At 73.4% G+C, this 24,370-nt stretch carries 28 protein-coding genes, 1 pseudogene and 1 riboswitch; of the genes and pseudogenes, 23 read left to right on the top strand and 6 right to left on the bottom strand.

Features of this window, described 5'->3' with window-relative positions:
• Nucleotides 1–12: 12 nt before the first annotated feature.
• The 4 genes from ACYQ0U_RS12190 to ACYQ0U_RS12175 all read left to right on the top strand — a co-directional run bounded on the left by ACYQ0U_RS12190 (nucleotide 13) and on the right by ACYQ0U_RS12175 (nucleotide 5,175).
• Nucleotides 13–2,046: a primosomal protein N' gene (locus ACYQ0U_RS12190; RefSeq protein WP_459973167.1), complete on the top strand. Its 2,034-nt coding sequence runs from the start codon at nucleotides 13–15 to the stop codon at nucleotides 2,044–2,046.
• A gap of 33 nt (nucleotides 2,047–2,079) precedes the next feature.
• Nucleotides 2,080–2,625, top strand: coding sequence for a peptide deformylase (gene def, locus ACYQ0U_RS12185; protein ID WP_459973165.1), 546 nt, complete (start codon nucleotides 2,080–2,082; stop codon nucleotides 2,623–2,625).
• A gap of 163 nt (nucleotides 2,626–2,788) precedes the next feature.
• Complete coding sequence (fmt, locus tag ACYQ0U_RS12180; protein WP_459973163.1) at nucleotides 2,789–3,727, top strand: methionyl-tRNA formyltransferase; 939 nt, start codon at nucleotides 2,789–2,791, stop codon at nucleotides 3,725–3,727.
• A gap of 71 nt (nucleotides 3,728–3,798) precedes the next feature.
• The gene (locus tag ACYQ0U_RS12175) at nucleotides 3,799–5,175 is read left to right on the top strand and encodes an RsmB/NOP family class I SAM-dependent RNA methyltransferase (RefSeq protein ID WP_459973161.1); all 1,377 of its coding nucleotides are present in this window, start codon (nucleotides 3,799–3,801) and stop codon (nucleotides 5,173–5,175) included.
• 1 nt (nucleotide 5,176) lies between these two features.
• Here ACYQ0U_RS12175 and ACYQ0U_RS12170 read toward each other — a convergent pair whose 3' ends face one another.
• Nucleotides 5,177–5,809 carry a hypothetical protein gene (locus ACYQ0U_RS12170; protein ID WP_459973159.1) on the bottom strand — a complete coding sequence of 211 codons (633 nt, stop codon included), beginning with the start codon at nucleotides 5,807–5,809 and terminating at the stop codon, nucleotides 5,177–5,179.
• Nucleotides 5,806–6,315 (bottom strand): SigE family RNA polymerase sigma factor, encoded by a 510-nt coding sequence (locus ACYQ0U_RS12165; protein ID WP_459973157.1) that lies wholly within the window; start codon nucleotides 6,313–6,315, stop codon nucleotides 5,806–5,808. The genes ACYQ0U_RS12170 and ACYQ0U_RS12165 overlap by 4 nt, the downstream gene beginning before the upstream one ends.
• Before the next feature lie 58 nt (nucleotides 6,316–6,373).
• On the opposite strand from ACYQ0U_RS12165, the gene ligD reads away from it, so the two are divergent.
• The 13 genes and pseudogenes from ligD to ACYQ0U_RS12100 all read left to right on the top strand — a co-directional run bounded on the left by ligD (nucleotide 6,374) and on the right by ACYQ0U_RS12100 (nucleotide 16,982).
• Nucleotides 6,374–7,336, top strand: a complete 963-nt coding sequence (ligD, locus tag ACYQ0U_RS12160) for a non-homologous end-joining DNA ligase (RefSeq protein ID WP_459973155.1) — start codon at nucleotides 6,374–6,376, stop codon at nucleotides 7,334–7,336.
• Between the two features lie 86 nt (nucleotides 7,337–7,422).
• The gene (locus ACYQ0U_RS12155; protein ID WP_459973153.1) at nucleotides 7,423–8,895 is read left to right on the top strand and encodes a RecQ family ATP-dependent DNA helicase; all 1,473 of its coding nucleotides are present in this window, start codon (nucleotides 7,423–7,425) and stop codon (nucleotides 8,893–8,895) included.
• Between the two features lie 6 nt (nucleotides 8,896–8,901).
• Entirely contained in the window at nucleotides 8,902–9,567 is a 666-nt protein-coding gene (gene rpe / locus ACYQ0U_RS12150) for a ribulose-phosphate 3-epimerase (protein WP_459973151.1), read from the top strand.
• A 100-nt stretch (nucleotides 9,568–9,667) separates the two neighbouring features.
• A riboswitch (FMN riboswitch) is annotated at nucleotides 9,668–9,826 on the top strand.
• 133 nt (nucleotides 9,827–9,959) lie between these two features.
• On the top strand, nucleotides 9,960–10,985 hold the full coding sequence (gene ribD / locus ACYQ0U_RS12145) for a bifunctional diaminohydroxyphosphoribosylaminopyrimidine deaminase/5-amino-6-(5-phosphoribosylamino)uracil reductase RibD (RefSeq protein WP_459973327.1): 1,026 nt from the start codon (nucleotides 9,960–9,962) through the stop codon (nucleotides 10,983–10,985).
• Between the two features lie 2 nt (nucleotides 10,986–10,987).
• Complete coding sequence (locus ACYQ0U_RS12140) at nucleotides 10,988–11,590, top strand: riboflavin synthase (protein ID WP_459973149.1); 603 nt, start codon at nucleotides 10,988–10,990, stop codon at nucleotides 11,588–11,590.
• Nucleotides 11,590–11,760 carry a hypothetical protein gene (locus ACYQ0U_RS12135; protein ID WP_459973146.1) on the top strand — a complete coding sequence of 57 codons (171 nt, stop codon included), beginning with the start codon at nucleotides 11,590–11,592 and terminating at the stop codon, nucleotides 11,758–11,760. Before ACYQ0U_RS12140 ends, ACYQ0U_RS12135 begins: the two co-directional genes overlap by 1 nt.
• Nucleotides 11,761–11,836: 76 nt before the next feature.
• Nucleotides 11,837–13,087 carry a bifunctional 3,4-dihydroxy-2-butanone-4-phosphate synthase/GTP cyclohydrolase II gene (locus ACYQ0U_RS12130; RefSeq protein ID WP_459973144.1) on the top strand — a complete coding sequence of 417 codons (1,251 nt, stop codon included), beginning with the start codon at nucleotides 11,837–11,839 and terminating at the stop codon, nucleotides 13,085–13,087.
• 1 nt (nucleotide 13,088) lies between these two features.
• Nucleotides 13,089–13,571, top strand: coding sequence for a 6,7-dimethyl-8-ribityllumazine synthase (ribH, locus tag ACYQ0U_RS12125; protein ID WP_459973141.1), 483 nt, complete (start codon nucleotides 13,089–13,091; stop codon nucleotides 13,569–13,571).
• 10 nt (nucleotides 13,572–13,581) lie between these two features.
• Nucleotides 13,582–13,845 (top strand): phosphoribosyl-ATP diphosphatase, encoded by a 264-nt coding sequence (locus ACYQ0U_RS12120; protein ID WP_459973139.1) that lies wholly within the window; start codon nucleotides 13,582–13,584, stop codon nucleotides 13,843–13,845.
• A 10-nt stretch (nucleotides 13,846–13,855) separates the two neighbouring features.
• On the top strand, nucleotides 13,856–14,704 hold the full coding sequence (hisG, locus tag ACYQ0U_RS12115) for an ATP phosphoribosyltransferase (RefSeq protein WP_459973137.1): 849 nt from the start codon (nucleotides 13,856–13,858) through the stop codon (nucleotides 14,702–14,704).
• A gap of 4 nt (nucleotides 14,705–14,708) precedes the next feature.
• Nucleotides 14,709–15,140 carry a PH domain-containing protein gene (locus tag ACYQ0U_RS12110; RefSeq protein WP_459973135.1) on the top strand — a complete coding sequence of 144 codons (432 nt, stop codon included), beginning with the start codon at nucleotides 14,709–14,711 and terminating at the stop codon, nucleotides 15,138–15,140.
• 217 nt (nucleotides 15,141–15,357) lie between these two features.
• Nucleotides 15,358–15,993: a hypothetical protein gene (locus tag ACYQ0U_RS12105; protein WP_459973133.1), complete on the top strand. Its 636-nt coding sequence runs from the start codon at nucleotides 15,358–15,360 to the stop codon at nucleotides 15,991–15,993.
• A gap of 46 nt (nucleotides 15,994–16,039) precedes the next feature.
• Nucleotides 16,040–16,982 (top strand): annotated as a pseudogene (locus tag ACYQ0U_RS12100) (IS5 family transposase).
• 10 nt (nucleotides 16,983–16,992) lie between these two features.
• Here ACYQ0U_RS12100 and ACYQ0U_RS12095 read toward each other — a convergent pair.
• From ACYQ0U_RS12095 to ACYQ0U_RS12080, 4 genes are read right to left on the bottom strand one after another with little or no spacing between them, the layout of a single operon-like run.
• A complete protein-coding gene (locus ACYQ0U_RS12095; RefSeq protein WP_459973131.1) occupies nucleotides 16,993–17,907 on the bottom strand; it encodes an aldose 1-epimerase family protein in 915 nt (304 codons plus the stop codon).
• Nucleotides 17,908–17,948: 41 nt separating this feature from the next.
• Nucleotides 17,949–18,452 (bottom strand): uridine kinase family protein, encoded by a 504-nt coding sequence (locus ACYQ0U_RS12090; protein ID WP_459973129.1) that lies wholly within the window; start codon nucleotides 18,450–18,452, stop codon nucleotides 17,949–17,951.
• Between the two features lie 10 nt (nucleotides 18,453–18,462).
• Nucleotides 18,463–19,683 (bottom strand): amino acid deaminase/aldolase, encoded by a 1,221-nt coding sequence (locus tag ACYQ0U_RS12085; protein WP_459973127.1) that lies wholly within the window; start codon nucleotides 19,681–19,683, stop codon nucleotides 18,463–18,465.
• Entirely contained in the window at nucleotides 19,680–20,108 is a 429-nt protein-coding gene (locus ACYQ0U_RS12080; protein WP_459973125.1) for a hypothetical protein, read from the bottom strand. The genes ACYQ0U_RS12085 and ACYQ0U_RS12080 overlap by 4 nt, the downstream gene beginning before the upstream one ends.
• Nucleotides 20,109–20,169: 61 nt before the next feature.
• Between ACYQ0U_RS12080 and ACYQ0U_RS12075 the strand changes: the two genes are divergently transcribed.
• From ACYQ0U_RS12075 to ACYQ0U_RS12050, 6 genes are all read left to right on the top strand, one after another.
• Complete coding sequence (locus tag ACYQ0U_RS12075) at nucleotides 20,170–20,760, top strand: SseB family protein (protein WP_459973123.1); 591 nt, start codon at nucleotides 20,170–20,172, stop codon at nucleotides 20,758–20,760.
• Nucleotides 20,761–21,022: 262 nt separating this feature from the next.
• Nucleotides 21,023–21,748 (top strand): translation initiation factor IF-3, encoded by a 726-nt coding sequence (gene infC / locus ACYQ0U_RS12070; protein WP_459973325.1) that lies wholly within the window; start codon nucleotides 21,023–21,025, stop codon nucleotides 21,746–21,748.
• A gap of 79 nt (nucleotides 21,749–21,827) precedes the next feature.
• On the top strand, nucleotides 21,828–22,022 hold the full coding sequence (gene rpmI, locus ACYQ0U_RS12065) for a 50S ribosomal protein L35 (protein ID WP_028636711.1): 195 nt from the start codon (nucleotides 21,828–21,830) through the stop codon (nucleotides 22,020–22,022).
• Nucleotides 22,023–22,068: 46 nt separating this feature from the next.
• Entirely contained in the window at nucleotides 22,069–22,461 is a 393-nt protein-coding gene (gene rplT / locus ACYQ0U_RS12060; protein WP_459973120.1) for a 50S ribosomal protein L20, read from the top strand.
• A complete protein-coding gene (locus ACYQ0U_RS12055; protein WP_459973323.1) occupies nucleotides 22,458–23,249 on the top strand; it encodes a TrmH family RNA methyltransferase in 792 nt (263 codons plus the stop codon). The genes rplT and ACYQ0U_RS12055 overlap by 4 nt, the downstream gene beginning before the upstream one ends.
• 10 nt (nucleotides 23,250–23,259) lie before the next feature.
• A complete protein-coding gene (locus tag ACYQ0U_RS12050) occupies nucleotides 23,260–24,303 on the top strand; it encodes a sensor histidine kinase (protein ID WP_459973118.1) in 1,044 nt (347 codons plus the stop codon).
• The last annotated feature ends 67 nt before the right edge of the window (nucleotides 24,304–24,370 follow it).

Here is a 24,370-nt window from a genome sequence, read left to right as displayed (position 1 = left end):
AGAACTGCGCCCGTGACCGACCTGCCCGACGACCAGCCCGAGCTCCTGCCCGGGCTGGTCCGTCAGCAGGTCAAGGCGTCCCAGGCGCGCGCCCGCGAGACCAAGGCCCGCAAGGCCGCCCAGGCCGCGCCGGCGGAGGTCGATCCCGTCGCCCGGGTGCTCGTGGACGTGCCGCTGGCCCACCTCGACCGCACCTTCGACTACGCGGTCCCGGCCTCGATGGCCGACGCCGCCCAGCCGGGCGCCCGGGTGAAGGTGCGGTTCGCCGGGCAGGACGTCGACGGGTTCCTGCTCGAGCGGGCCGCCGCGTCCGACCACGCCGGCCGGCTCGCCCCGCTGCGCCGGGTGGTCAGCCCGGAGCCGGTCCTCGCGCCCCAGGTGGCCGCGCTGGCCGGCGAGCTCGCCGAGCGGTACGCCGGCACGCGCTCCGACGTCCTGCGGCTCGCGGTTCCCGCACGCCACGCCACCACCGAGCAGCAGCCGAGCCCGCCCGCCCCGGGTCCCGCGGCGTGGGACCCCGCCGCCGCCGAGGGGGCCTGGGCGGGTCACGAGCCGGCGGCGGCGTACCTCCGGCACCTCGCCGGCGGCGGCAGTCCGCGGGCGGTCTGGTCGGCGGGGCCGGCGACCGACTGGGCGCTGCTGGTCGCGCACGCCGTCGCCGCGACCGTCGCGAGCGGCCGGGGCGCGCTGGTGTGCGTCCCGGACGGCAAGGACGTCGCGCGGGTGGATGCAGCCCTTGCCGTCGTCCTCGGTGCGGACCAGCACGTGGCGCTCACGGCCGACGCCGGCCCGGCGCGGCGCTACGCCGACTTCCTCGCGGTGAGCCGCGGCTCCCGCCGGGTCGTGGTCGGTACCCGCGGGGCGAGCTTCGCGCCCGTCCACGACCTCGGGCTCGTGGTCGTCTGGGACGACGGCGACGACCTCCACGCCGAGCCGCGCGCGCCCTACCCCCACACCCGCGAGACGCTGCTGCTGCGGGCCGAGCGCGAGGGCGCCGCCGCGCTGGTGGGCGGGTTCGCGCGGACCGTCGAGGGCGAGTACCTCCTCCGCACCGGCTGGGCCCGCGAGCTGGTCGCCGATCGGGCGACGCGGCGCCGGGTCACCGTGGCGATCGTGGGGGAGGCCGGTGCCCGCTCGCACGGCGGCCGCATCCCGACCGAGGTCCACCAGGCCGTCCGCGACGCGCTGGCCGCCGGCCCCGTGCTGGTGCAGACCCCGCGGCTGGGCTACGTCACCTCGCTGGCCTGCGAGCGCTGCCGCACCCCCGCCCGCTGCGCGGCCTGCCAGGGCCCACTGGCGCTCACCGGACCGACGACGCCGCCGGCCTGCCGCTGGTGCGGCACGGTCGCCGAGGACTGGGCCTGCGCGGAGTGCGGCCATCGGGGGCTGCGGGCCCCGGTGCTCGGCGACGCGCGCACGGCCGAGGAGCTCGGCCGCGCGTTCCCCGGCGTCACCGTCCGCCAGAGCTCCGGGGAGCGGGTGCTCGCCACCACCGGCGCCGAGCCGCACGTCGTGGTGGCCACGCCGGGGGCCGAGCCCGTGGCCGTGGGCGGGTACGCCGCCGTCGTGCTGCTCGACACCTGGCTGCTGCTCTCGCGCGTCGACCTGCGCGCGGAGGAGGAGGCGCTGCGCCGCTGGCTGAACGCCGCCGCGCTGGCCCGTCCCGGTGGCCGGGTCGTGGCCGTCGGCGACCCCGCCCACCCGGCGCTCCAGGCGCTGGTGCGCTGGGACGCCGCCGGGTACGCCGCCCGCGAGACCGGCCAGCGGATGGAGGCCCACCTGCCGCCCGCGAGCCGGCTGGCCACGATCACCGGCGAGCCGGGCGCCGTCGACGACGCCGTCACGCTCCTCGCGGCACCGGAGGGCGCCGAGGTGCTGGGACCCGTTGACCTCGACGCATCGGGAGGCGAGGAGTCCCGTGTCGTGGTCCGGGTGCCGCGCCAGTTCGGCGCCGGCCTGTCCGCCGCGCTGGGCGAGCTCCAGCGGGTGCGGTCGAGCCGCAAGCTCGACGCGGTCCGCATCCAGGTCGACCCGCCGACCCTGTGACCCGGCTGAGGCGACCCTCACTAGGATGAGACCGTGGCCATCCAGCCGATCCGCCTGTTCGGGGACCCGATCCTCCGCAAGCCCGCTCTCGAGGTCGTCGACTTCGACAAGGAGCTGCGGCGACTCGTCGAGGACCTCACGGACACGATGCTGGAGGCGCCCGGCGCCGGCCTGGCCGCGCCGCAGATCGGCGTCGGCCTGCGGGTCTTCACCTGGAACGTCGACGGTGAGGTGGGCCACCTGGTGAACCCCACGCTCGACCTCGGCGAGGAGATCCAGGACGGCCCCGAGGGCTGCCTGTCGATCCCGGAGCTCAGCTTCGACTGCAAGCGTGCCCGGCTGGTCGTCGCCCGCGGCTTCGACGTGCACGGCGAGCCGGTGGTGATCGAGGGCAGCGACCTGCTGGCCCGCGCGATCCAGCACGAGACCGACCACCTCGACGGCGTGCTGTTCATCGACCGGCTCGACGCCGACGCACGCAAGGCGGCGATGAGGGCGATCCGCGAGTCCGAGTGGTTCGGCCTGGAGCAGCCGACGGTCAAGGTCTCCCCGCACCCCACGCTCGGTCGCGCATTCTGATGCGCGGACCCACCGCCCCCATGACCTGCTGCGCGCCGCCCCGCGGGCGCCTCGCTGCGTTGTCGTCAGTCGCCGGGACTCCGTCCCGCCTCCTTCCTCCGCCTGGCGAGGCATCCCGCGGATGCGCCGCTCGCGACGGCCAGGGGACGGAGGGCCCGCGCTGATGCGCCTCGTCCTCGCCGGCACCCCCGAGGTCGCCGTTCCGTCGCTCGACGCCCTGGTCGCCTCCGACCACGACGTGGTCGGCGTGGTGACGCGTCCGGACGCGCCCGCCGGCCGGGGCCGCAGGCTCGTCGCGAGCCCGGTCGCCCAGCGCGCCGAGGAGCTCGGGATCCCCGTGCTGAAGCCGGACCACCCGCGCGACCCGGAGTTCCAGGAGCGGCTGCGCGCGCTGGAGCCGGACTGCTGCCCGGTGGTCGCCTACGGTGCCCTGCTGCCGCAGTCCGCGCTCGACATCCCGCCGCACGGCTGGGTGAACCTGCACTTCTCCGCGCTCCCGCACTGGCGCGGCGCCGCCCCGGTCCAGCACTCGATCTGGGCGGGGGACGAGGTCACCGCGGCGACCACGTTCCGCATCGTCAAGGAGCTCGACGCCGGCCCGGTGTTCGGCATCATGACCGAGCGGATCCGCCCCGACGACACCGCCGGCACGCTGCTGGCCCGGCTCGCCGAGGGCGGCGCGGGCCTGCTGGTCGCCACCATGGACGGGATCGAGGACGGCTCGCTCGAAGCCCGCCCGCAGCAGGCCGAGGGCGTCTCGTTCGCCCCCAAGGTGGAGGTCGCGGACGCCGAGGTCGACTGGCGCCACCCGGCGGTCCACGTCGACCGGCAGGTCCGCGCGTGCACGCCGGCGCCCGGTGCCTGGACGACCTGGGAGGGGGAGCGGTTCAAGCTCGGCCCGGTCGCGCTCACCGACACGGTGCTGCCCCCGGGCGAGCTCGCGGTCGGGAAGTCCGAGGTGCTGGTCGGCACCGGCACCACCGCCGTACGCCTCGGTGAGGTCAAGCCGAACGGGCGGAAGCAGATGCCCGCCGCCGACTGGGCCCGCGGCGCCCGCGTCGAAACCGGTGCGAGCTTCGGGGTGAGTTCTCGTGCGGGGTGAACCGCAGTTCTATACGGTCGGATGCATGAGTACGCGGTCAGCTTCTCGGGAACCGAGGAAGCCCGCGTGGGATGACTGAACCGCGCAGGGGGCGGCCCGGCTCCCGTCCGCCGGTGGACCCGGTGCGCCTGGCCGCGCTCGACGTCCTCAAGGCCGTCCGGGTCGACGGCGCCTACACCAACCTCGTGCTGCCCGCGGTGCTGCGCCAGCACCAGCTCACGGGTCGTGACGCTGGGTTCGCCACCGAGCTCGCCTCGGGGACCATCCGCAGGCGGGGGACGTACGACGCCATCCTGGCCGCCTGCATCGACCGGCCGCTGAGCAAGGTCGAGGCGAAGGTGCTCGACGCGCTCCGCCTCGGCACGCACCAGCTCCTCTCGATGCGCGTCCCGACCCACGCCGCGATCAGCACCACCGTCGACCTGGTCCGGGCGCGGAGCAGCTCGGGAGCGGGCGGCTTCGCCAACGCCGTGCTCCGCAAGGTCGCCCAGCAGGACCTGGAGTCCTGGGTCGACCGGGTGACCCCGGACCCGGGCACCGCGCCGACCCGCTACGCGGAGATCGCCTACAGCCACCCGCGCTGGGTGGTCGACGAGCTGCGCTCGGCCGTCGGACCGGACGAGCTCTTCGCACTGCTCGCGGCCGACAACGAGCCGCCCAAGGTCACCCTCGTCGCCCGGCCCGGGCGGTCGACCCGGGACGAGCTGCCGGGGGAGCCCACCCCCTACTCGCCGTACGGCGTGATCCTGCCGGGTGGCGACCCGGGCGGGGTCCCGGCCGTGGCCGAGGGCCGCGCCGGTGTCCAGGACGAGGGCTCGCAGCTGGTCGCGGCCACGCTCGCCGCGGCGCCCCTCGAGGGGCGGGACCAGACCTGGCTCGACCTCTGCGCCGGGCCCGGCGGCAAGGCGGCCCTGCTCGCCGCGCTCGCCGCCCAGCGGGGCGCCCGGCTGGTCGCCAACGAGCGCCAGGAGCACCGCGCCGGGCTGGTCGGGCGCGCGCTGCGCGGGGCCGACGGCGTCGCGGGGATCGTCACGGGCGACGGCACCGCGCCGCCGTACCGCCACGACGCCTTCGACCGCGTCCTCGTCGACGCCCCCTGCACCGGCCTCGGTGCGCTGCGCCGCCGCCCGGAGGCGCGCTGGCGCCGGCGGGCCGACGACCTGCTCGCCCTGGTGCTGCTCCAGCGGCGCCTCGTCTCCGCCGCGCTCGACCTGGTCCGCCCGGGCGGCGTCGTCCTCTACGCGACCTGCTCCCCGGTGCTCGCCGAGACCAACGGCGTGGTGGGGTCGGTGCTCGACGGCCGACGCGACGTCCGGCTCGAGGACGCCCGGCCGCTGCTGCCCGACGTCCCCGACTGCGCCGGGCCCATCGACGGCACGATCCAGCTGTGGCCGCACCGCCACGGCACCGACGCCATGTTCATGGCGCTGCTGCGGAAGACCGCGTAGCTCAGCCCGCCACCCAGAGCAGGCTCGCGCCGACCTCGTCCACCTCGGCCTGCGTGGTCCCCTGCGCGGGCGCGACCGTCGCGAACAGCTGGCCGTGGACGTCGCTGACGAAGGTGTGCACGCCGTCGAGGACGTCGGCCTTGCCCGGGTCGAGGTAGTCGTCGTGGCTCGCAGCGTCGCGCCAGTTCACCACGACGAAGGCGCCCACCTTGCTGCAGGTGTACTTCTCGTCCGCGGGCTGGTCGCACTCCCAGCCCTCGGCCGTGACGCGGACGGGTGCGCCCAACAGCTGGGCCTGCCGGCTGGCGTCGGCGGACAGCTTCTCGAGCTCGCTCTCCCGCCCGGACGGCGTGCTGCGGTCCTGGGCCGTGTCGGGCTCCGTGACGGGCGCGGAGGTCGGCTGGGTGGCGATCGGCAGCCCGTCGCTCGTCGTACGGCCCGGGCCCTGGAGGGCGGCCACGCCCACGGCGACCACGGCCACACCGGCGGCCGCGGCGAGGGCGAGTCCCGCCTGGCGCCGCCGACGGAGCCGGGTGCCGGCCGCGGTCGAGGAGCGGACCAGCCGGTCGAGGTCGGGGTGCTCGTCGCGCACCCGCTCGTGCAGGGCGGTGCCGAACGGCGTCGGGTCGGTCATGAGGGTGTCCTCTCGGTGAGGTCGGCGCCGACGACTGGGCGGAGCCGCTCCAGCGCGCGTCGGGATCGGGTGCGCACCGCGGTCTCGGTGAGGCCGAGGTCGCGCGCGGTGTCCGCGACGCTGCGGTCCTCCCAGTAGCGGAGCACCAGCACCGCCCGGTCCTGCGGCGAGAGCGTCGCCAGCGCCGCGAGCAGGTCCATCCGGGCCGTCGGGTCGTGCTGGGGCGCCGCGCCCTCGGCGGCGGTCGCGGCGCCCGACGGCACCTCGGAGGTACGCCGTAGCCGCCGGTGCGACAGGAAGGTGTTGAGCAGCGTCGTCCGGGTGTAGGCCACCGGGTTGTCGGCACGCAACACCCGCCTCCACGACGCGAACACCTTGGCGAACGCAGTCTGGGTCAGGTCCTCGGCGAGGTGGTGGTCGCCGGTCAGCAGCAGCGCCGCACGGTGCATCTGGGTGCCGGTCGCGCGCACCAGCTCGGCGAACTCCTCGGCCTCGTCGGTCCTCACACCCCTTCGACGCCTCGACCGCCCGATTCTGTTGCAGGTACGTCCTAGGGTGTCCGACATGCCGTCCAAGCCGCCCGCGGTGGAGATCGAGGTCGACGACCGGGTCGTGCGGGTGTCCAACCCGGACCGCGTCTACTTCCCGGAGAGCGGTGCGACCAAGCTGGACCTCGTCCAGTACTACCTGGCCGTCGGCCCCGGCATCGTCAACGCGCTGTTCGAGCGCCCCTGCATGCTGCACCGGTTCCCGAAGGGCCTGGCCGGCGACAAGGTGCACCAGAAGCGGCTGCCCGCCGGCGCCCCGCCGTGGGTGGAGACCGTGCGCCTCACCTTCCCGCGCTGGAACCGCACCGCGGACGAGCTCTGCGTCACCGAGCTCGGCTCGGTCATCTGGGCGGTGCAGATGTCGACCGTCGAGTTCCACCCCTGGAACAGCCGCCGCGAGGACACCGAGAAGCCCGACGAGTGGCGCATCGACCTCGACCCCGGCCCGCTGACCGACTACGAGACCGTCCGCCGGGCCGCCCACGTCGCCCACGAGGTGCTCGACGAGCTCGGCGCGGTCGGCTTCCCCAAGACCAGCGGCAGCAAGGGCATGCACGTCTACGTCCGGATCAAGCCCGAGCACGGCTTCAAGGACGTACGCCGAGCGGCCCTGGCCTTCGCCCGCGAGGTCGAGCGCCGGGCGCCCGACGACGTGACGACGACGTGGTGGACCAAGGACCGCGACCCGCACCACCTGTTCGTGGACTACAACCAGAACGCCCGCGACCACACCATCGCGGCGGCGTACTCCGTCCGCGGCCTGCCCGACGCCCGCGTCTCCACGCCGATCCGCTGGGACGAGGTCGACGACGTCGACCCCCGCGACTTCACGATCTTCACGGTGCCGCAGCGCTTCGCCGAGCTCGGCGACCTGCACGCCGACATCGACGACCACGTCTTCGACATCAGCCCGCTGCTGGAGTGGGCCGAGCGGGACGAGCGCGCCGGCGCGGAGCCCCCTGCCGACCCCGAGGACTGAGCAGCGGACCGCTCGACGGCGGACGGGCCCGGCCGTTCACCCCCTCGGGCGGGCCTGAGCTGGCCCGTCGCGGGGAACTCCGCGACGTGACCAGCCGCGCCGACCTCGTCCGCACCGTCCGCGACCGCGCCCGGGAGGCCTTCGGGCACGAGTCCCTGCTGCCCGGACAGGCGGAGGCGACCGCCGCCCTCCTCGACGGTCACGACGTGCTGCTGATCGCGCCGACCGGCTCGGGGAAGTCGCTGGTCTACCAGCTCGCCGGGCTGCTCATCGACGGCCCGACGCTCGTGGTCTCGCCGCTGCTCGCGCTCCAACAGGACCAGATCGAGAGCATCGAGTCCTCCGGCGCCGGCGTCCGCGCGGGCCGGATCAGCTCGGCGGAGTCCGAGTCCGCGCGGCGCGAGGTCCTCGAGGCCGCGGCCGCCGGGAGCCTGGAGTTCCTCTTCCTCGCACCCGAGCAGCTCGCCAACCCCGAGGTCCGCGACCGCGTCGCGGAGCTGAGGCCGAGCCTGGTCGCGGTCGACGAGGCGCACTGCGTGTCGGCCTGGGGGCACGACTTCCGGCCCGACTACTTCCGGCTCGGCGACCTGCTCGAGGGGGTCGGCCGGCCCCGGGTGGTCCGCCACGTCGACGCCGCCGACCAACGCTCGGCCGTGCTCGACGCCGCCGTCGCCGGCGAGTGCTCCGGCATCGTCTACTGCCGCACCCGCCCCGCGGCCGAGGAGTACGCCGCCGAGCTCGTCGAGCGCGGACGCCGGGCGACCGTCTACCACGCCGGACTCGGCCACCGACGCCGCGCGCAGGCGCACGAGGCGTTCATGACGGGGGAGCAGGACGTCGTGGTCGCGACCTCGGCGTTCGGCATGGGCATCGACAAGCCCGACATCCGCTGGGTGCTGCACGCCCAGGCTCCGGAGTCCCTCGACACCTACTACCAGGAGGTCGGCCGGGCCGGCCGCGACGGCGAGCCGGCGACCTGCACGCTGCACTACCGGCCCGAGGACCTCGGCCTCGGCCGGTTCTTCAGCGCCGGCGTGCCGAAGCGAAAGGACGTGCAGGCCGTCGTCGCCGCCACCGAGGAGGCCGGCACCGAGCCCCGCGCGGTCGCCGACGCGACCGGCATGGGCCCGCGCAAGACCGGGCGCATGCTCAACCTGCTCGAGCTGGTGCGCCAGTCCCGCCCGGACGCCGAGCCGGTCGACGGCGTCCTCGAGCTCGCCGAGTCCCACCGCATGCTGGAGCGCTCGCGGGTGGAGATGGTCCGGGCCTACGCCGAGACCGACCGCTGCCGCGCGGAGTTCCTCGTCGGCTACTTCGGGGAGCGGCTCGAGCACCGCTGCGGCGTGTGCGACACCTGCCGGGCGGGCGCCGCGCCCGACCCGGTCGACCGCGCGTACGCGCCGTACGCCGTGCAGGACAAGGTGCGCCACGAGGAGTTCGGCACCGGCGTCGTGACCGATGTCGAGGAGGACCGGCTGACCGTGCTGTTCGATGAGGTGGGCTATCGCACACTGTCCCTCGAACTCGTCGAGGACGGCCTCCTCGCACCCCTAGACTGACCGTCCGTGGGCCACATCCAGATCACCCCGAGCATCCTCAACGCCGACTTCGCGCGCCTCGGCGAGGAGGTCGCGCGGATCGGCAGCGCGGACTGGGTGCACGTCGACGTCATGGACAACCACTTCGTCCCGAACCTCACCTTCGGCCCGACGATGGTCGAGGCGCTCGCACGGAGCACCGACGTGCCGCTCGACGCCCACCTGATGATCGAGGACGCCGACCGCAACGCGCTCGCGTACGTCGAGGCGGGCTGCGGCTCGGTGACCTTCCACGTCGAGGCCGCGAAGGCGCCGGTCCGGCTGGCCCGCGAGATCCGTGCTCACGGCGCCCGGGCTTCGATGGCGCTCAAGCCCGCGACGCCGATCGACCCCTACGAGGACCTCCTGCCCGAGCTCGACATGGTGCTGGTGATGACGGTCGAGCCCGGCTTCGGCGGACAGAAGTTCCTCGACCTGTGCCTGCCCAAGATCCGCCGCGCCCGCGAGCTGATGGACAAGCACGGCGTCGAGACGTGGCTCCAGGTCGACGGCGGCGTGAGCCTGGAGACCATCGAGCGCTGCGCGGAGGCCGGTGCCGACGTGTTCGTGGCCGGCTCGGCGGTCTACTCCGCCGACGACCCGGACCGCATGGTGGCCGAGCTGCGCGCTCGCGCCCAGGCCGCGACGACCTGAACGACGACCTGAGCTGAGCCTCCGACACGTCTCCGTGACCGGACTCACGCGACCCGGGTCGGGACGTCTGTGGCAGACTCGACCCGACGAGTTGTAGAACTCGCGTGCTCTGGGGTCGGTGTAACTCCGAACCGGCGGTGAACCGTTCGAAGCTTCCTCGCTTCGCTCGGAAGTCCGCGACCCGGTCACCGCCAGTGACCGGTTGACCAGGTGGAACTCCTGGACCGACGGTCAAAGTCCGGATGGGAAGCGCACGCAGGTGACGTCACGTACCCCGTACGTGAACGCACCGTCCAGCCCCGGAGTCCGCGACCGGACACGAGGGGCCAGCGACAGTGACCACGGGGACCACCGGGACCACGGGGAGCAGCACACCGGCCGAGCAGGCCGCGATGCGGCGCGCCCTCGTGCTCGCGGCGACCCCGGGCGTCCCGCTGGGCCCGAACCCGCGCGTCGGCTGCGTCCTCCTCGACGACGCCGGCGCCATCGTGGCCGAGGGCTTCCACCGCGGCGCCGGTACGCCGCACGCCGAGGCCGACGCCCTCGCGCAGGCCGGAGAGCAGGCCCGCGGCACCACCGCCGTCGTCACGCTCGAGCCGTGCAACCACCACGGCCGCACCGGCCCGTGCGCGGAGGCACTGGTCGCGGCCGGCGTCCGCCGCGTGGTGTACGCCCAGCCCGACCCCAACCCGGAGGCCGCCGGCGGCGCCGGCACCCTCCGCGCAGCGGGCGTCGACGTCGAGTCCGGCCTCCTCGCGGACGAGTCGGGGCTCCTGAACCGGTTCTGGACCTTCGGCCTCGAGCACGGACGCCCGTTCGTCACGTGGAAGTTCGCCACCACGCTCGACGGTCGCAGCGCCGCCGCCGACGGGACCAGCCGCTGGGTGAGCTCGCCGGCCGCCCGGCGCGACACCCACCGGCTCCGCGCGACCTGCGACGTGATGCTCGTCGGCACGAACACGGTGGCCGTCGACGATCCGCTGCTGACCGTCCGCGACGACCACGACCAGCCGCTCGCGCACCAGCCGCTGCGCGCGGTGATGGGGGAGCGCGACCTCGACCCCGGCCGGCGCGTCCTCAACGAGGACGCGGAGACCGTCCACCTGCGCACCCGCGACCCGCAGGCCGCCCTGGAGCAGCTGTTCGCGCTCGGTCGCCGTCACGTCTTCCTCGAGGGCGGCCCGACCCTGGCGGCGGCGTACCTCCGGGCCGGCCTGGTCGACCAGATCGTCGCCTACGTCGCTCCCATGCTGCTCGGCGCCGGCCGCAGCGCCGTCGCCGACCTCGGCATCACCACGATCTCCGAGGCGCTCCGTCCCCGCGTCGTCGACGTCACCCTCCTCGACGACCCGGAACACGACGAAGAGCACAACGTGCGCCTCACCCTCGCCCCCGACACCCCGAAACGAGGCAACTGACCATGTTCACCGGAATCGTCGAGGAGCTCGGCACCGTCGCGGCGGTCGAGGACCAGGGCGACGCCATCCGGCTCACCGTCCGCGCGGCCACCGTGCTCGAGGACGCCGGCCTCGGTGACTCGATCGCCGTCAACGGCTGCTGCCTCACGGTCGCCGAGCGCACCGCCGACACCTGGACCGCGGACGTCATGCAGGAGACGCTCGACAAGACCAGCCTGTACGGCGTGCAGGCCGGTGACACCGTCAACCTGGAGCGCGCGGTCACGGCCCACACCCGGCTCGGCGGTCACATCGTCCAGGGCCACGTCGACGGCGTCGGCACCGTCGTGAGCCGGATCCCCAGCGAGCACTGGGAGGTCGTCGAGATCGCGCTGCCGGCCGGGCTCACCCGCTACCTCGTCGACAAGGGCTCGATCACCGTGGACGGCGTCAGCCTCACCGTCGTCGAGGCCCGGGACGAGTCGTTCATGGTCAGCCTGATCCCCGAGACCCTGGCCCGCACCACGCTCGGCTCCCGGCAGCCGGGGGAGCGGGTCAACCTCGAGGTCGACGTCATCGCCAAGCACGTGGAGAAGCTCTTGGCCTACCGGGAGGGGAGCGCCTGATGCTCGACTGGCTCCTGCACGGCACGCTGATCCAGGCCGGTTACCACCCGACGGCCGCGATGTACCTGTTCTACGGCGGCTTCTGCGTCGTCGGATTCCTCACCTGGTGGCGCGTCGAGCGCCGCACGGCCATGTCCGCCCCGGCGGCGCACGAAGGAGCAGCAGCATGAGCGAGCGAAGCGAGCGAATCATCCAACACTGCGTGCCATGTGCCTCATGCGCGCACGGAGCGAAGCGAGTACGCGCATGAGCGTGCAGGACTCGATCCGCCTCGACACGGTCGAGCGCGCGATCGCCGACATCGCCGCGGGCAAGGCGGTCGTCGTGGTCGACGACGAGACCCGCGAGAACGAGGGCGACATCATCTTCGCCGCCAGCAAGGCGACGCCCGAGCTGATGGCGTTCACGATCCGGCACAGCAGCGGCGTGATCTGCGTCCCGATGCCCGCCGACATGCTCGACCGGCTCGAGATCCCGCTGATGACCCCGCACAACAAGGACAAGCTGCGCACGGCGTACACGATCTCGGTCGACGCCCGCGACGGGGTCAGCACCGGCATCTCGGCCGCCGACCGCGCGCACACCGCCCGGGTCCTGGCCGACTCCGCCACCGAGCCGTGGGAGATCACCCGGCCCGGGCACGTCTTCCCCCTGCGCTACCGCGAGGGCGGAGTGCTGGTCCGCCGCGGCCACACCGAGGCGGCCGTCGACCTGGCCAAGCTCGCGGGCCTGACCCCGGCCGGCGTGCTGGTCGAGGTCGTCAACGACGACGGCACGATGAAGCGGGCGCCCGAGCTGCGGGAGTTCGCCGACGAGCACGGGCTCGCGATGATCTCCATCGACGACCTGGTTCGCTACCGCCGCCGCCACGAGACCCTCGTCGAGCGGGTCGCCGAGACCCGGCTGCCCACGAAGCACGGCGACTTCACGGCGTACGGCTATCGCATCACGGTCGACGACTCCGAGCACATCGCGCTCGTCTACGGCGACGTGTCCGGCCCGGACCCGGTCCTCACCCGCGTGCACTCCGAGTGCCTGACCGGCGACGTCTTCGGCAGCCACCGTTGCGACTGCGGTCCGCAGCTCGACGAGGCACTCGCGCGCGTGGTCGAGGAGGGCCGCGGCGTGGTGGTCTACCTCCGCGGTCACGAGGGCCGCGGCATCGGCCTGGTCGCGAAGCTCCAGGCCTACCAGCTCCAGGACGGTGGCCGGGACACCGTCGACGCCAACCTGGACCTCGGCCTGCCCGCCGACGCGCGGCACTACGGCACCGCCACCCAGGTCCTGCGCGACCTCGGCGTGACCAGCGTCCGGCTGATGACCAACAACCCCGACAAGGTCGACAACCTCGAGGACTTCGGCGTGCACGTCGCCACCCGGGTCCCGCTGACGCCGCACCCCAACGACCACAACATCGCGTACCTGCTGACCAAGCGGGACCGGATGGGGCACGACCTGCCCCACCTGAACGACGATCTCACCCAGAACGGAGCCTGACATGGCCGGACACGGAGCACCCGACGCCGAGACCTTCGACGCCAGCGGCCTCAAGGTCGCGGTGGTCGCGGCCAGCTGGCACACCCCGGTCATGGACGGACTGCTCGCCGGCACCCAGCGCGCGCTGGCCGCCTTCAACGCGACCGCCGAGACCGTCCGGGTCCCCGGCACCTTCGAGCTGCCGGTCGTCGCGGCCGCGCTCGCCGCGCAGGGGTACGACGCCGTCGTCGCCCTCGGCGTCGTGGTCCGCGGCGGCACCCCGCACTTCGAGTACGTCTGCAACGCCGCCACCGACGGCCTGACCCGGGTCGCCCTCGACCACACGGTCGCGGTCGGCTTCGGGGTGCTCACCTGCGACGACGACGCGCAGGCCCTCGACCGCGCCGGACTCGAGGGGTCCAAGGAGGACAAGGGCTACGAGGCGACGTCCGCCGCGCTGCTCACCGCCCGGACCCTGGCGAAGCTGCGGAGCCGTACGCCGTAGGGTTGAGGCCGTGAAGACGTTCGACGAGCTCTGGGCCGAGCTGAGCGAGAAGGCGCGGTCCCGTCCCGAGGGATCCGGCACCGTGCGCCAGCTCGACGCCGGCGTCCATGCCACCGGGAAGAAGCTGGTCGAGGAGGCCGCCGAGTCCTGGATGGCCGCCGTGCACGAGGGCCCGGAGCGGACGGCCGAGGAGATCAGCCAGCTGCTCTACCACGCCCAGGTCCTCATGCTGGCCAGCGGCATCGAGCTCGACGACGTCTACGCCCACCTCTAGGAAGCACCAGATGGCACTGCTCCGCATCGCGGTCCCGAACAAGGGCTCGCTCTCCCTCTCGGCCTCCGAGATCCTCCGCGAGGCCGGCTACCGGCAGCGCGAGGACTCCAAGCAGCTCACGCTGATCGACACCGAGAACGGCGTCGAGTTCTTCTACCTGCGCCCGCGCGACATCGCGCTGTACGTCGGCGAGGGCACCCTCGACGTCGGCATCACCGGCCGCGACCTGCTCACCGACTCCGGCGCCAAGGCCGACGAGGTGATGGGCCTCGGCTTCGGCCGCAGCCGGTTCCGCTTCGCCGGTCCCAGCGGCGTCTACACCGACCTGTCGCAGCTCACGGGGCTCCGCATCGCGACGTCCTACGTCGGCGTGGTCCGGGCCTTCCTCGAGGAGCGCGGCATCGACGCGACCGTCACCCGCCTCGACGGCGCGGTCGAGACGAGCATCCAGCTCGGCGTCGCCGATGTGATCGCCGACGTCGTCGAGACGGGCGGCACGCTGCGCCAGGCCGGGCTGGAGACCTTCGGCGAGACGATCCTCGACTCCGAGGCGGTGCTGGTCACCCGCAGCGGCGCGGTCCCGGACGGCTTCGAGGTCTTCAAGCGTCGCCTCGAGGGCGTCCTCGTGGCGCGCAGCTACGTGATGATGGACTACGACATCCCGACCGACCGCGTGGCCGACGCCGTCCGCCTCACGCCGGGCATCGAGAGCCCGACCGTGGCCCCGCTCCATCGCGAGGGCTGGTCGGCGGTGCGCGCGATGGTGCCGCGCGCCGGCGCCCAGCGGCTGATGGACGAGCTCTTCGACATCGGCGCCCGCGGCATCCTGGTGACGGACATCCATGCCTGCCGCCTCTGATCCCGTGACGCTCCCGCACACGTGGCGCCCGTTCGGCGTCCGCATGGCCGGGACGGTGCTCGGCCTGGGCCTGGCGCTGATCGTCGTCGTGACCTGGCTGGGCTTCGACGCGGAGACCCAGGCCCGGTTCGGCTGGCTCCAGCGCGGCACGGTCCTCGCGATCGCCCTGGTCGGCGCCTTGCTCGGGTTCGCGCTCATGCGCTCCCGTGTGGTCGCCGAGCCCGAGCGGCTGGTCGTGGTCAACGGATACCGCAGGCGGAAGTACGACTACGCCCAGGTGGTCGGGGTGCACCTGCCGCCGGGCGCCCCCTGGGTCACCCTCGACCTCGCCGACGGCTCGACCGTGGCCGCCATGGGCATCCAGGGCTCCGACGGCTCGCGGGCCAAGCAGTCCGCGCGCGAGCTGCGTGCGGTCGTGGCGGCCCGGTCGGCCTGAGGCTCCGCTGTGGCTCGTCGCCGCCCGTGCCGATTCATCACGGTAGGCAGGTGAGTCCGCACTCCCCTCGCCATGCCCAGGCAGGGGAGTGACGATTCGCCCACCTACCGTGATGAATCGGCTGATGAATCAGCTGATGAATCGGCGGCGACCCACCCCAGCCCACCACGCCACCACCCCGACGTTCGACCGGGACCGCACCGGGTACCCGGGACCCATGAGCGCACTCACCGTGGTCGCCGGCGCCGGCGGACGTGTCCTGGCCACCGCCGCGGGAGCCCTCGCGGCGCTGCGGCCGGCCGCCAAGCCGCTGCACCCCGACGGGGAGGTCCGGGTCGGCCGGCTCGAGCGGCACGGGCGCGGCCCCCGCAGCGGCGTCGCGTGGCTCGACGAGCCGGGGGAGGACCCGGTCGAGGTCCGGCTCTCCCGGGCGATCGGCCTGCCCGACCGGCTCCCGGACATCCACGGGCTGGCGCTGCGCGTGCACGGCGAGAACGGCCCCGCCGACGTGCTCCTCGCGAGCACGGGCGCCGGCCGCGTCACCCGGCACGTCCTGACCGCGAGCCGGCAGCCCGACGGAAGACCGCTGACGACGCTGCTGCCGTACGCCGGGGACAGCGGGCCGATCGTGCTGGGCGCCGACAGCGTCGGCCCGGACGAGTACCGCCTGTCGTGGTCCCACCCGGCGCGGCCGTGGCACGAGTTCGGCACGCTCTACCTCGGCCGGCCCAGCGACGCCCGCATCGACTTCGACCCGGTCCTGAACCAGGTGCCGGGCCTGCGCCAGTACTCCTGGGTCACCCGCCTGCGCGAGCCCGCCTACCGGACCGCGCGGCGGTCCCGGGGGGACTAGGGCGTGTCTCCCTAGTTCAGCGGTGATTAGCTGATTTGGTGAGTGCATGTCTCGTGAACGGGTCCTTAGCGATGCTCAGTGGGAGCGGATCGCGTCGTTGATGCCGTCTTCGGATGGGGTGAAGTCGCGGCCGTTTCGTGACCACCGCCAGGTGGTCGAGGGCGTGATCTACCGCTTCCGCACGGGGATCGCGTGGCGTGATCTGCCGGCCTCGTTCGGTCCGTGGCAGACGATCTGGAAGCGACACCACCGGTTCTCGACCGACGGCACGTGGGACAAGATCCACGCTCGCCTGTTGGCCGAGGCCGATGCGGCGGGCGAGATCGACTGGATGGTCAGCGTGGATTCCACGATCAACCGCGCTCACCAGCACGCCACCAACGCGCGGCGTGTCGAGCAGCCGGTCGGTGACTCTCGGGCGGCACGTGCCGCGCGAGCCGCGGCCCGCACAGGGGGCTGAGTCGAACTACAAGAATCTGGTTCCGGGGGTCGAGCCGCTCGACCATGCGATCGGACGCTCCCGCGGAGGGTTGTCGACCAAGATCCACCAGCTCGTTGATGGCCACGGCCGCCCGCTCGCCATCGCTCTCACCGCCGGTCAGGCCGGCGACTCCACGATGCTGCAGCCGCTGCTGGCCCAGCTCGCCGTGGACCGGATCGGTCGCGGTCGACCGCGCACTCGCCCGGCCGCGGTCATCGGGGACAAGGCCTACTCCTCGCGGGGAAACCGCGCCGCGCTACGCAGCCGTGGGATCAAGGCCGTGATCCCGCAGCCCTCAGACCAGATCGCGCATCGCAAGCGACGCGGCTCGGCCGGCGGCAGGCCGCCGGCACTCGACGCGGAGGCGTACAAGGGCCGCAACGTGATCGAGCGATCCTTCAACGACCACAAGCAATGGCGAGGCATCGCCACCCGCTACGACAAGCTCGCCACGACCTACCGAGGTGCCGTCGTACTACGCGCCATCACCATCTGGCTCGCAACTTAGGAGACACGCCCTAGCCCGCCACGCGGATGCCCCAGGAGGCGGCGAAGTCGTCGCCCGGCGCGATCGCGACCAGGTCCTCGCCGGAGCGGAACGCGTCGGCCTGCGCGGTCATCGGCTCCACCGCCAGCGACCGCCGGGCGGTCCCGGGCACGTCGTCGGCGCTGAACACCTGGAGCCAGCCGTGGTGCTCGTCGACCCACAGCGCGACCGAGCGGCCGTCCTCCGGCGAGCTCAGCAGCACGGTCGCGACGCCGTCGTCGTCCCGGACCAGGTCGGTGAACGCGTCGTTGAAGCCCACCGACCTGACCGGCCGGGCGATCCGGAAGTCGAAGTCCGTGCCCTCCACCGACTCCCGGCCCATCGGCAGCAGCCGCTCATCGACCAGCGACCGCGTCGACGCGGGCAGCGTGAGCTCCCACCCGTCGACCGTACCGGCGCCGACGGAGAGGTACGGATGCGCCCCGCTCGCGTACGGCGCGGGGGAGCCGGCCAGGTTCGTCGCCGACTGCGTGACGGTCAGGCCGTCGGCCGAGAGGTCGTAGACGACCCGCAGGTCGAGCGTCCACGGGTAGCCGGTCTGCGCCATCAGCCGGTAGGTCAGCGCCACCGAGGCGGCCGTGTGCTCCTCCAGCGACCAGGCCGCCCACCGGGCGAGGCCGTGCGAGGCGTTGTGCAGCGACGGCTCGGTCAGCGGCAGCTGGAGGTCGCGGCCGTCGAAGGAGTAGGCGCCGTCGCGGATCCGGTTGGGCCGCCACGGCACCAGCAACTGGCCGCGCCCGCCCGGCGCCATCTCGTCCTCGGCGAACCCGTCCACCAGCGGTACGCCGTCGTGCTCGAGCACCCGCAGGGCGCCCCCGCTCTCGGTGACGACGGCGCGGTAGCCACCTGCGCTGATCTCGAACTGGTCGCCGGACGGGGGAAGCATGGGAGCACCCTAAGGGCGCGATCCGGATCGCGGGCCGAACCCTAGGACCGCAGCAGGAGGTCCGCCCGCTCGCGCGTCCCGTGCCGGGCGAAGTGCTCGACCTCCTCGGCCGCCCATGCCTCCCAGTGCGGCGCGAACGCCTCGCCGTCCCGCTCGATCCCGCGCGCCATCCGCACGTCCAGCGGCGCCTCGATCCAGACCAGCGTGGTCATCAGGTCGGCGACGACGAGCGACCCCGCGCCCACGCCCTCGAGCACCAGCAGCGGTGCGGGCGCCACGGTCACCACCTCGGCGTACGCCCCGGCGTGCCAGTCGTAGCGACGGTAGCGACCCGGCTCGCCGGCCGCGAGCGGGCGCAGCAGCCCCTCCAGCTGGGCGTCGACGGTGCGGAGCCCCGACCAGCCCTCGATCAGCTCGTCCATGTGCACCACGGGCGCCTCCAGCGCCTCGGCCAGCGTGGTCTTGCCCGATCCCGACGGCCCGTCGACACAGATCAGTCGTCCGGTGCCGAGCGTCGGGGGCCGCGAGCCCGCGAGCTCGAGCACCCGGGAGGCGTCAGAAGGACTGACCACAGCCGCGGTAGCTCGGGACCGACGCCTCGAACGCGTCGCCCGCGAGCAGGTGCACGGTCGTCGCGTGCTCGATGACCTCGCCGGACTTGCCGGAGCGGAACCACACCAGGTCGCCGATCTCGAGCTTCGCCGCCGACGGACCGGTCAGCGGGGTCTGCACCTCGCCGGCGCCCTCCAGGCCGGTGAGGTGGAGGCCGACCGGGGCCCACGGCGTCGGGAGCCGGTCGGGACCGATGGGGCCGGAGGCCACCAGCCCGCCACCGTGCACGGTCGCCATCTCCGGCGTCGGCTTCCGCGTGACCGGCAGGCCGAAGTACGACGCCGGTCGCGGGTCGAAGGAGCGGTAGTGGTCGAACAGCGTCGGCACGAGCAGCCCCGACCCGGCGGCGACCTCGGTGACCACCGGGTCCGAGGCGGTCGACTCGACCGAGCCCGAGCCGCCGCCGTTCCAGAACTCGAGCTCGGCCACGGTCGCCAGCGCAGCGGCGACCTGCCGGCGGCGCACCCGCAGCTGGGTCACCGACAGCGCCTTGACCCGGCGCAGGATGGCGGACCTCGCCCGCGCGGTCGGGACCGCGTCCTGGAGGCCGGCGACCTGGCCCTCGTAGGTCATCGCGCCGACCAGCCGGAAACCCGGGCGACGGTCGATCTCCCGCGCGAGCGCGAGCACGTCGCCGGTGTCGAGCAGGGGCGAGCGCTTCGGGCCGACGTGCCTGCCGCCGACCTGGAGGCCAGCGTCGACGTCGACGGCGACGCGGACCTCGACGTCGGGCCCGAACCGCACGGAGTCGACGACGTCGAGATGGGCGACCGAGTCGACCATGAGCGTGATCGCCGCCGCTGCCTCGGGTGAGGCGAGCAGGTCGGCGAGCGCCCCGCGGTCGACGGTCGGGTAGGCGATCACGATGTCGTCGCAGATCCGCTGCTCGTGCAGCCACAGCGCCTCACGCAGGGTGAAGCCGAGGACCCCCGCGAAGCCGGGGTGGGCGAGCGCCCGCTCGATCAACGCGGGCACCCGCAGCGACTTGGACGCGACCCGGACCGGCTTGCCGTGCGCGCGGCGCACGAGGTCGTCGGCGTTGGCGTCGAACGCGTCGAGGTCGACCACGAAGACCGGGGTCGGCAGCGGCACGCCCTGCTTCGCGACGGCGTCGTTCAGGCGGGACCACAGGTGGTTGCGGTCCACGGACGTGCTCGAGCTCAACGAATGCCCCGTTTGCGCAGGATGGCCTCGATCTCGTCCTCCTCGGAGTCGGTGCCGATGGCCGGGCGGCTGCCGACGCCCTCGCCCCGCGGGAGCTCCCGGGCGGACCCTTCCGGCGCGGTCCGGAGCCGGCGCGAGCGCACCATGCCGGACCCGACGATGAGCACGATCCCCGCGCCGCCGAGCAGGAAGCCGGCCCACACGACCGGGCTGAACACCAGACGGGTCGCCCAGCTCCCGATCGCCTGCCCGATCTCGGTGAACATCTGCAGGGTCTTGGTCAGGTACGTCGCGAGCGGCAGCAGCGTGAACCCGAGGGCGCGCGCGCCGGCGACCAGCCCGCGGCGCCGGAACGAGATCCACGTCCAGATCCCGCCCAGCACGGTGAGGCTGAGCGTCAGGGCTGCCCAGGCTGCGTCGTCCACCCCTCCAGAGTCCCACACGCCCGATTGGCCGGGAGTGCGACGACACCGCGACAATGGGGCCGTGATCGAGCCCGGCGAGAACCGCGTCATCCCCGACCCGGGGTACGCCGGCGACGACGGCTCCGCCCCGGCCGCCCTGGCCGAGGTGCTCGCCGCCTGGGCCTCCGGGCGGGCGACGTACGCCGAGGCCCTGGCCGTGCTCGCGCACAGTCGGCTCCTCGTACCGGTCGTGGCCGTCCTCGGCGAGGTGGAGTACGACGAGCAGGGGCTCGCCCACGACAAGTCGAGCGACATGGCGACCGTGCTCCTCCAGGGCGCCGACGGCCGCCTGGCGCTGCTCGCCTTCACCGGCACGGCCACGCTCACGGCGTGGAACCCCGAGGGCCGTCCCGTGCCCGCGACGACCGCGCTCGCCGCCCGCTCGGCGCTCCAGGACGGCGCGGCGGCGCTGGTCGTCGACGTGGCCGGACCGGTGCGGTTCGTGGTCGAGGGGGAGGACCTCGAACGCCTCGCGGCCGGCTGGACGCTCGTCCGGGTGGGGGACCAGGCCGCCTGGATCCGGCCGGAGGACCGCGCTGACGATTCGGCTGACGATTCGGCTGACGATTCGGCTGACGATTCGGCTGACGGGGAATCTTCGGCTAGTCTCTAGCGTTGACCGATCAGTTCCGGCACCCGTGCCGGAGCAGATCCGCAAGCGGAGGCGAGCACGATGCCTCCCACCCGCATCGACCGCCCTGCACCACAGGTCGTCGGGTTCCGGTTTGGAGAGGCTCGCACGCCTGTGCACACACGCTGTGCACGAGAGAGCCTCCCTAGGTGGCGTGCCCCCGTGGGGGGGAGACGTCGGACTGGCTTCCGCTTGCTCTGTCAGCGGAAGCCTTTTGTCGTTCCGGAGCCCTCGGGGGAGCCGGATCCGCACCAGGAGTCCGGCCACATTGCCACCAGGAGGACACATCAGCACCGAGCTGCGTATCAACGAGCGGATCCGGGTTCCCGAGGTCCGGCTTGTTGGACCCAACGGGGAGACCGTGGGCATCGTCCCCACGGAGCAGGCCCTCAAGCTGGCCCAGGAGGCGGACCTCGACCTCGTCGAGATCGCGCCGCAGGGCAAGCCGCCCGTCTGCAAGCTCATGGACTACGGCAAGTTCAAGTACGAGAACGCGCAGAAGGCCCGTGAGGCACGTCGCAACCAGACGAACGTGATCATCAAGGAGATGAAGCTTCGTCCGAAGATCGACGCGCACGACTACGAGACCAAGAAGGGTCACGTCGTCCGGTTCCTGCGCGCCGGCGACAAGGTCAAGATCACGATCATGTTCCGCGGTCGTGAGCAGCACCGGCCCGAGCTGGGCTTCCGGCTGCTCCAGCGGCTCGCCGAGGACGTGACGGACCTGGGCTTCGTCGAGTCGGCCCCCAAGCAGGACGGCCGCAACATGATCATGGTGCTCGGCCCCCACAAGAAGAAGGCCGACGCCAAGGTCGACCAGCAGGCCGAGAAGGAGGCCAAGGCCGCCGAGCGCGCCGCGGCCGTGGCCAGCGAGCAGGCCGAGCGGGACGCCGCGCACGCGGCTGGGCCCGTCGCCCAGAAGAAGGAGCGCCGCCGCTCCGAGAACCTCGACCCTGAGATCGAGGCCTGAGACCACACCGACGCGGTGGGGGATGACCGGGAGTCGCCCCTGCCGTGGTCGCAGCAGGACGAGACAGAGAGATATCAAGATGCCGAAGAACAAGACGCACTCCGGTGCGAGCAAGCGCTTCCGCGTGACCGGCTCGGGCAAGATCCTGCGCGAGAAGGCCGGCAAGCGTCACAACCTGGAGAAGAAGCCCTCTAAGGTGACCCGCCGGATGACCGGCACGGTCGAGGTGGCCAAGGCCGACGTCCCGCGCGCGAAGAAGATGCTGGGTCTCTGACCCTCGCCCGCACCCCCATCTGTGACAAGCAACAAGGAGTAAGACAGTGGCACGCGTCAAGCGGGCAGTGAACGCCCAGAAGAAGCGCCGGGTCGTCCTCGAGCGCGCCAGCGGTTACCGCGGCCAGCGCTCGCGGCTCTACCGCAAGGCCAAGGAGCAGGTCACCCACTCCCTGGTCTACAGCTACAACGACCGCCGCAAGAACAAGGGCAACTTCCGTCGCCTCTGGATCCAGCGCATCAACGCCGCCGCGCGTGCGCAGGGCCTGACCTACAACCGGTTCATCCAGGGCCTGAGCCTGGCCGGTGTCGAGGTCGACCGCAAGATCCTCGCCGACCTGGCCGTCAACGACATCGCCGCGTTCAACGCGCTCGTCGAGACCGCCAAGGCCGCCCTGCCCGAGGACGTCAACGCGCCCAAGGCCGAGGCCTCGGCCTGAACACTCCACTGACCGCGGGCAACGCCCGCGTCAAGGAGAGCCGGAAGCTCAGCCGCCGCTCGGAACGCTCCGAGCGGCGGCTCTTCCTTGCCGACGGCCCGAAGGCCGTCGAGGGCGCCCTCGAGGCCGTCCTGGGTTCGGGACAGGACTGCGTGGTCGAGGTCTTCGCGACCCCCGCCGCGACCGAGCAGTACGCCGACCTGGCGGACGCCGCCCCGGCCTGGACCCTCGTCGACGAGCGCGCGCTCGCGTCGCTCAGCGACAGCGTGAACCCCGCGGGTGTGGTCGCGGTCTGCCGGTTCCTGGACGGCGAGGTGCCGCCCGCGCCGCGGCTCGTCGCCCTCTGCGCCGACGTCCGCGACCCCGGCAACGCCGGCACGGTCATCCGCTGCGCCGACGCGGCCGGCGCCGACGCCGTCGTGCTGGCCGGCCACTCGGTCGACCCGTACAACCCCAAGACGGTCCGCGCCAGCGTCGGCAGCCTGTTCCACCTCCCGGTCGTGCTCGAGCCCGACCCGGCCACCGCTGTACGCACGCTCCAGGCCGCGGGCCTGCAGGTGCTGGCCGCCGACGGCGACGGTGAGGTCGACCTCGACCACGTCGACGACCTGCTCGCCGCGCCCACCGCGTGGCTGTTCGGCAACGAGGCGTGGGGCCTCCCACCCGAGCTCGCCGACCTCGCCGACCACCGGGTCCGCATCCCGATCCACGGCCGCGCCGAGAGCCTCAACCTCTCCACCGCCGCCGCGCTCTGCCTCTACGCCTCCGCCCGCGTCCACCGCCGCTAGGGTGATCCGCGTGGACGGCCTGGACGCACTCGCGGACGGCGCCGTCATCGCCGGCCCCGGCGGCACCGTCACCGCGATCAACACCGTGGCCGCCCGGATCCTCGGCGTCGAGGACGCCGTCGGCCGGCCGCTGGCCGACGTGCTCGCGCTCCGGGACATCGACGGCCGCGACTGGTGCTCGACCAACTGCCCCTACGAGGGGCTCGCGACACGCACGGCCGTGCCCGAGCAGTCCTGGCTGCTGCCCGACGGCACCGAGGTTCTCGTGGTCGCCCGGCTGCACCGCCCGGCACTCGACCAGCCGGTCGACCAGGTCGCGGTCAGCATCCGCTCCGGCCGCGGTCGGGCCCGGCTCGACCGCGAGCGCTCCGACCTGGTCGCCACCGTCGCGCACGAGCTGCGCTCGCCCCTGACCGGGGTGAAGGGCTTCGTGCAGGCCCTGCTCGCGCGGTGGGACAAGCTCAACGACGAGCAGAAGCGGCTGATGCTCACCACCGTCAGCGCCGACGCGGACCGGCTCAGCCGGTTGATCGCCGAGCTGCTCGACGTCGCGCGCATCGACACCGGCCGCCTCCAGATGCACCCGCGCCCGGTCGACGCCGAGGTGCTCGTACGCCGGGTGGTCGAGTCGGTCGGGGCGAGCACCAGCCGTCCGATCCTGGTCGAGGTGACCGGGCCCCTGCCCCAGATCACGGTCGACCCGGACAAGTTCGTGCAGGTCGTGACCAACCTGGTCGAGAACGCGGTCCGGCACGGGTCGGGCACGGTCCGGCTCACGCTCGCGCCGGTCGCGCCCGGGTTGCAGCTGGTCGTCGAGGACGAGGGCGACGGCATCGCCCCGGACCTGCGGAGGCGGGTCTTCACGAAGTTCTGGAAGTCCGGCCACAGCGGCGGCTCCGGTCTCGGTCTCTACCTGGTGAACGGCCTGGTCGACGCGCAAGGCGGGACCGTCACGGTCGGCGGCGCCGACGGCGGGGGAGCCCGGCTGACGGTGACGCTGCCCGCATCCGAGCTCGAGGCGGGGAGTGGTACAGCCGGCCCTCCTGGGCCCTGACCGTCGCGACCAGCACGAAGCTCATCGGCACCACCAGCGCCCACCGCGACCCTCACCCTGGCCCGGG

The organism is Nocardioides pyridinolyticus, from assembly GCF_054653575.1.
This window is presented reverse-complemented; position numbering and strand designations above follow the sequence as displayed.

Coding starts and splice junctions, on each gene's coding strand:
- fmt (WP_459973163.1), top strand. CDS start 2,789: ATGCGCCTCGTCCTCGCCGGCACCCCCGAGGTCGCCGTTCCGTCGCTC.
- ACYQ0U_RS12175 (WP_459973161.1), top strand. CDS start 3,799: ATGACTGAACCGCGCAGGGGGCGGCCCGGCTCCCGTCCGCCGGTGGAC.
- ACYQ0U_RS12170 (WP_459973159.1), bottom strand. CDS start 5,809: ATGACCGACCCGACGCCGTTCGGCACCGCCCTGCACGAGCGGGTGCGC.
- ligD (WP_459973155.1), top strand. CDS start 6,374: ATGCCGTCCAAGCCGCCCGCGGTGGAGATCGAGGTCGACGACCGGGTC.
- ribD (WP_459973327.1), top strand. CDS start 9,960: ATGCGGCGCGCCCTCGTGCTCGCGGCGACCCCGGGCGTCCCGCTGGGC.
- ACYQ0U_RS12140 (WP_459973149.1), top strand. CDS start 10,988: ATGTTCACCGGAATCGTCGAGGAGCTCGGCACCGTCGCGGCGGTCGAG.
- ACYQ0U_RS12135 (WP_459973146.1), top strand. CDS start 11,590: ATGCTCGACTGGCTCCTGCACGGCACGCTGATCCAGGCCGGTTACCAC.
- ACYQ0U_RS12130 (WP_459973144.1), top strand. CDS start 11,837: ATGAGCGTGCAGGACTCGATCCGCCTCGACACGGTCGAGCGCGCGATC.
- ribH (WP_459973141.1), top strand. CDS start 13,089: ATGGCCGGACACGGAGCACCCGACGCCGAGACCTTCGACGCCAGCGGC.
- hisG (WP_459973137.1), top strand. CDS start 13,856: ATGGCACTGCTCCGCATCGCGGTCCCGAACAAGGGCTCGCTCTCCCTC.
- ACYQ0U_RS12105 (WP_459973133.1), top strand. CDS start 15,358: ATGAGCGCACTCACCGTGGTCGCCGGCGCCGGCGGACGTGTCCTGGCC.
- ACYQ0U_RS12095 (WP_459973131.1), bottom strand. CDS start 17,907: ATGCTTCCCCCGTCCGGCGACCAGTTCGAGATCAGCGCAGGTGGCTAC.
- rpmI (WP_028636711.1), top strand. CDS start 21,828: ATGCCGAAGAACAAGACGCACTCCGGTGCGAGCAAGCGCTTCCGCGTG.